Here is a 5,334-nt window from a genome sequence, read left to right as displayed (position 1 = left end):
ACCCTGGCGGAGCGTGGGCTCGGAGATGTGTATAAGGGACCGGCCCCGGCCCCTGGCCTGGGGGGACGAGCACGCCAGCAGCTGGGCAGCCGGCGAGCGCTTCGGCCTGCACGGCGACCGCAGCGGCCGGCTCGACAGCGCCGCGGCGGTGCTGCTGCTGGAGCAGTGGCTCAGGGAGGGTCCCGAACCACTCGATCCGGCTGCATTCACGGCCGCCTCAACGGCCGATCCGGTCGCCCCGGCGGCCATCGCCGTGGGCAGTCGGGCCGGCGCTGATTCATTCTGAGGGGAACCGCTTCCTCTTGATGGCCTCCGACCCCCCTGCGATGACGGGCTCCGGCGATGTGCCCACCGTGCAGGTGCGGGACGGCAGCGGCCGCCAGCTGCTCTGCTTCCTGGAGCAGCTGATCCCCCTCGACGGCCACGACTACGCCCTGCTGACCCCGGTGGACACCCCGGTGTGCCTGTTCCGGCTGCGGGAGGACGACGACCCCGAGCTGGTGGAGACCCTCGATGCCACCGAGCCGATCCTGTCGGTGGCGGACGTGGTGCTCCAGGAGCACGACCTCACCCTGGTGCGTTCCGCCGTCACCCTCACCGTCAGCGGTGAGCTGGAGGAGCCTGACCCCGACGACCTCGAGGACGAGGAGGGCGATGATGACAGCGAGACCTATGAGCTGCTCGTGAGCTTCATGGCCGGCGATGAGGAGTACGGCCTCTACATCCCCCTGGATCCCTTCTTCGTGGTGGCCCGCATGGACGGCGCCGACGCGGTGATGGTGGAGGGTGAGGAGTTCGAGCGGGTCCAGCCCCGCATCGAGGCCGAGCTCGACGAACGGGAGAGCGACGACTGATGCTGCGCGACCTGCTCACGCCCGACTGGCTGCTGGGGACCTCCCTGGCCCACCTGCCCCTGCAGGAGCTGGTCGACCGTGGCATTCGCGCCCTCGTCCTCGACGTCGACCGCACCCTGCTGCCGCGCCGTCAGGCCACCATGCCCCTGCAGGCCGAGGTGTGGCTGCGCCATGCCCGTGAGCGCATGCCCCTGCACCTGCTCAGCAACAACCCCTCCCGCCGCCGCATCGGGGCGGTGGCCGACAGCATGGGCCTGCCTTACACCACCTCGGCGGGCAAGCCGCGCCGGGCGGCCCTGCGCAAGGTGCTGCAGGACCTTGCCCTGCCCCCGGCCGCGGTGGCCCTGGTCGGCGACCGGCTGTTCACCGATGTGCTGGTGGGCAACCGCATGGGACTGTTCACGGTGCTGGTGAAGCCGATCGATCCCGACGGAGAACCCTGCCGCCAGGACCGGCTGCAGGACCTGGAGCTGCGCATGGCCCGCTGGGTGGGCTCGGTCCCCGGCTGATGGCGAGCTCCGGCACCCCCGCCGCTGGCGGACTGCGGCGCGTGATCAAGGTGGGCACCAGCCTGCTGCGGGGCACCCCCGAGCGGTCCACGGCGGCGGTGATCGCCGATCTGGCCGCCAGCTTCGGCCGCCAGCAGCGACGGGGCGATCGTCTGGCCCTGGTGACCAGCGGCGCCGTGGGCCTGGGTTGCGAGGCGCTTCGCTTCAGCCGCCGCCCCACCGAGGTGGTGGCCCTTCAGGCGGCCGCCGCCGTCGGCCAGGGCCGGCTCATGGGGCTGTACCAGGAGGCCTTCGCCGTGCGGGGCATGGCGGTGGCCCAGGTGCTGCTCACGCGCAGCGATCTGGCTTCCCGGCGCCGCTACCAGAACGCCTGCCGCACCCTGGAGCAGCTGCTCGCGTGGGGGGTGCTGCCGGTGGTGAACGAGAACGACACCCTGGCCACCGATGAACTGCGCTTCGGTGACAACGACACCCTCTCGGCCCTGGTGGCGGTGGCGATCGGCGCCGATGAGCTGGTGCTGCTCACCGATGTCGACCGGCTCTATTCCGGCAATCCCCGCACCGACGCCGATGCCAGCCCGATCGAGGAGGTGCGCGACCTGGCCGAGCTGGAGCGCCTCAGCCACGTGGCCGAAGGGGGCGGGCAGTGGGGCACCGGCGGCATGACCACCAAGCTGGCGGCGGCCCGCATCGCCACCTCCAGCGGCATCCGGGTGCGCCTGGCCGATGGCCGCGACCCGGCGGTGCTCGAGGCCCTGTTCGCCGGCGAGAAGGTGGGCACCGTGTTCCAGCCCAGCGCCACCCCCCTGGCCGACCGCAAGAGCTGGCTGGCCCATGCCCTGCTGGTGAAAGGCAGCGTGCAGGTGGACGCGGGCGCCGAGCGGGCCCTGCTGCAGCAGGGGGCTTCCCTGCTGGCGGTGGGGATCCGCAAGGTGGAGGGTCACTTCTCCCGGCGTGACGCGGTGCGGGTGCTGGCCAGCGACGGCCGTGAACTGGGCCGGGGCCTGAGCACCCTGAGCAGCGACGAACTGCGCCAGATCATGGGACTGAGCAGCGAGGAGGTGCGCCGCCGCCTGGGGGCCGTGGGGGACGCGGTGGTGCACCGCGACCAGCTGGTGCTCACCTGCCTGGCCAGCTGAGGCTTCCCGCCAGAATGCCCCCCGGCGAAGCCAGGGGGCAGGGGACCAAGCGGCTTGCCTAGCTCCTCGCGGGAGGTTGGAGATCAGGCCATGAGGAACGCCCTCACGGCCTCGCTCCTGGGCTGGGGCTCGATAGCCCCGTCGGTGCGGCCCACGAGAGTGGCGCAGGCCGAAGCAAAGCGAAGCAGGTCTTCGATCGGACCAGGTCCGGCGACGCCAGTACCGCCCGGTGCCGGAGCTTCGAGCAGCTCAGGCCGGCGGCAGAGGCCATCCAGCAGGGCTGCCGTGAAGGCTTCACGGACGCCCAGGGGATGGCTGGGAGCATGCTCCGCGGCGGGCGACATGGTGCCTTGGCGACCCCCCAGACACCAGCGCACGGTTCCCTTGCGGCCTGTCACCAGAACGGCCGGGCGCTTGGCCAGCGCGCCGTGAATGGTCGCGGGATCGGCGCTGCTGAAGAAGTCCTCGGCCTCCTCGGCGGACGCCAGGATCAGGGTGGCTTTCTCGCCGAGGGGCCGGAAACGGCGCAGCACTTCGGCCGATGGGGCCGCATCCGGGGCAAGGCCCCAGAACCCCGGGCACCAATCGATGTCCAGAGCGATGCCAAGTCCCTGGGCGGTGGCCCGCTTGAGCAGTAGATCCAGTGCCATGGCACTCGGGCCGCTGACGAGGGCATTGGTGCTGATGAGCAGCCAGCGGGCTTCCCGCAGCAGGGGCTTCACCGATTCGGCAAGTGTGGCGGGAACCACAGCGCTGTCGGCGAAGCCCAGCCCCCTGTCGCCCAGGAAGTCGTGGAGGCAAAGCTCCCCACCGAGTTGCCTTTGCAGCCGGGCTACCCGTGTTGGACGTTTCGGATCCCTCTGCAGCGCTGAGGTGCTCACCTGTCGTCGTTCGAACAGCTCCAGCAGTTGCCGGCCGAGCGGATCGTCGCCGATCCGGCCCAGGAAGCTGGCCGGGGTACCCAGGCGGGTGACGCCACAGGCCACGCTGGCCGGGGCGCCTCCCGGACGATCCTGTGTGTTCGCTGTGTTCTCGGTATCGGGCCTGTTGATGCGATGGATCAGGGCTTCCCCGAAGCAGAGCACACGGGGTTGGTCGTGGGATTCCAGGCTCTGGGGATGGATGGAGATGGGTTTGGTGGTTGTGGTGTTGGACATAGGCAGGACGTGGAGTGGGTGGGTGAAACTCGGAGATCGGATGGCAAGCTGGAGAGAACGAGTGACATCCGCAATCAGCTCTTGCTGTCGACGTAGGCGTGGAAGCGATCGGACACGGACTGCAAGGCCTCGTCGGTCTGCTCAAGCACATTGGACCAGGCGTCCTGGGTGCTGTGTTGCAGCTCCTGTAACCGTGAGCTGGCCGCATCGCGGGCGGCCCTGAGCTCCTTGAGCTTGCTCTCGGTTTCGGCGCGGACGCTGTCTGCCAGCTGTTTGGTCTGGTGTTGCAGCTGATCGATTTTGTCCGACAGTTCCTTCATCTGGGACTGCCGCTTGTCGAGAATGGCCTGGCGGAGGCGTTCGTCGACGTTGGCCATCTCCTGGGAGGAGTAATTGATGGTGGGTTGTTGGGTGGTCATGGATGGATTCTCCTGCGATTCGACAACCGGAACGGCCGACACCTCTTTGGCAGCCCCCTGCTCACGCCGAAGGCGAAACGCTCAAGCGGAATGAGATGCGAGAAGCTAACCCTTAACGGGATGGGCCAAGCACGCGGTCAAGGCAAGGAAGTGCTGTTTCCTGGGCCTGGAAATCCTGAGGATGACCAACGTGCTGAGGATGATCATCATGCAAGCTGGAGCCGTTCCAGTGAATCAACCTTATCACGGTGCAGCCGAGCAGTACAGCTGCAACGTGCTCCTTGTGCGATGAACCGATTATTTCGATCGCTCAGAACGCAGGCTCTCAAATGGATCCGAAGGATCTTGCAGTGACTGGTCAGAAGATCTGATCAATGCCCCTTATCTGGCCTGATTCCGCATGCTGTCATCGTTGAGGTCCCCTGCAGCAATTGGCGTTTTGCAAAAGGAGCCTGACCCTTTGCTGCCGTTCAGGGGGGGGTCTGCGAATGGCTGAACGCCTTCGCCACGATCCCGGCGGCTGCAGCGATCACCCCATCCTTGGCGCGGGCGGCTGGATCGGCCTGGGTGTGGAAGATCGCCAGCACGATCGGTGCACGGCCCGGTGGCCAGAGCACGGCCACGTCGTTGGCGGTTCCGTAGGCCCCGCAGGTGCCGGTCTTGTCGCCCACCCGCCAGCCCGGCGGCACCCCGGCCCGGACCCGGCGGTCGCCGGTGGTGTTGCCGATCAGCCAGTCCTGCAGCCGTTGCCGCTGGGGCGGGCCCAGGGCGCTGCCGAGCGTCAGGGTCTGGAGGCTGGTGCCGATGCCGGCGGGGGTGTCGGTGTCCCGGGGATCGCCGGGGATGGCGGAGTTGAGGGCGGTTTCCCAGCGGTCGAGCCGGAAGGTGCGGTTGCCGATGGAGCGGGCGAAGCCGGTCAGGCCGGCAGGGCCGCCCAGGCGTGCCATCAGCTGGTTGGCGGCGGTGTTGTCGCTGTACTGGACGGAGGCGACCGCCATCTCCGCCACCGTCAGGCCATCCGCGAGGTGCTGCTCGGCGATCGGCGAGTGGGTCACCAGATCCTGGTGGCCAAAACGGATCCGCTGCTCCAGGAAGCCCGGCTCCCGCTGACTCCTGTGGAGCACGGCCCCCGCCAGGATGGCCTTGAAGGTGCTGCAGAGGGGAAAGCGTTCCTGGGCCCGATGGCCGATCCGGGCGCCGCTGCCGGTGTCGATGGCGAACACCCCCAGCCGGCCGCCGGAGCGGGCCTCCAGCGC

General features: G+C 68.9%; 6 protein-coding genes and 1 pseudogene. 4 read left to right on the top strand and 3 right to left on the bottom strand.

What is annotated here, in order from left to right; translation table 11 throughout:
- The 4 genes and pseudogenes from VB737_RS14730 to proB all read left to right on the top strand — a co-directional run.
- Positions 1 to 286 (top strand): annotated as a pseudogene (locus tag VB737_RS14730) (hypothetical protein); the annotation flags it as partial.
- Between the two features lie 19 nt (positions 287 to 305).
- The gene (locus VB737_RS14725) at positions 306 to 854 is read left to right on the top strand and encodes a DUF3727 domain-containing protein (protein WP_094586220.1); all 549 of its coding nucleotides are present in this window, start codon (positions 306 to 308) and stop codon (positions 852 to 854) included.
- Entirely contained in the window at positions 854 to 1,363 is a 510-nt protein-coding gene (locus VB737_RS14720; RefSeq protein ID WP_500314061.1) for a YqeG family HAD IIIA-type phosphatase, read from the top strand. The genes VB737_RS14725 and VB737_RS14720 overlap by 1 nt, the downstream gene beginning before the upstream one ends.
- A complete protein-coding gene (gene proB, locus VB737_RS14715; RefSeq protein WP_500314060.1) occupies positions 1,363 to 2,502 on the top strand; it encodes a glutamate 5-kinase in 1,140 nt (379 codons plus the stop codon). Before VB737_RS14720 ends, proB begins: the two co-directional genes overlap by 1 nt.
- Positions 2,503 to 2,585: 83 nt before the next feature.
- Here the strand turns inward: proB and VB737_RS14710 are convergent, their stop codons facing one another.
- From VB737_RS14710 to bla, 3 genes are all read right to left on the bottom strand, one after another.
- On the bottom strand, positions 2,586 to 3,659 hold the full coding sequence (locus VB737_RS14710; RefSeq protein ID WP_500314059.1) for a PfkB family carbohydrate kinase: 1,074 nt from the start codon (positions 3,657 to 3,659) through the stop codon (positions 2,586 to 2,588).
- 74 nt (positions 3,660 to 3,733) lie between these two features.
- A complete protein-coding gene (locus VB737_RS14705; RefSeq protein WP_500314058.1) occupies positions 3,734 to 4,078 on the bottom strand; it encodes a sll1863 family stress response protein in 345 nt (114 codons plus the stop codon).
- 470 nt (positions 4,079 to 4,548) lie between these two features.
- Positions 4,549 to 5,334 (bottom strand): class A beta-lactamase (gene bla, locus VB737_RS14700; RefSeq protein ID WP_500314057.1); only part of this gene is annotated, 786 nt, incomplete at its 5' end.

Source organism: Synechococcus sp. BA-120 BA3 (genome assembly GCF_034931285.1).
Classification (GTDB): Bacteria; Cyanobacteriota; Cyanobacteriia; order PCC-6307; family Cyanobiaceae; genus Cyanobium.
This window is presented reverse-complemented; position numbering and strand designations above follow the sequence as displayed.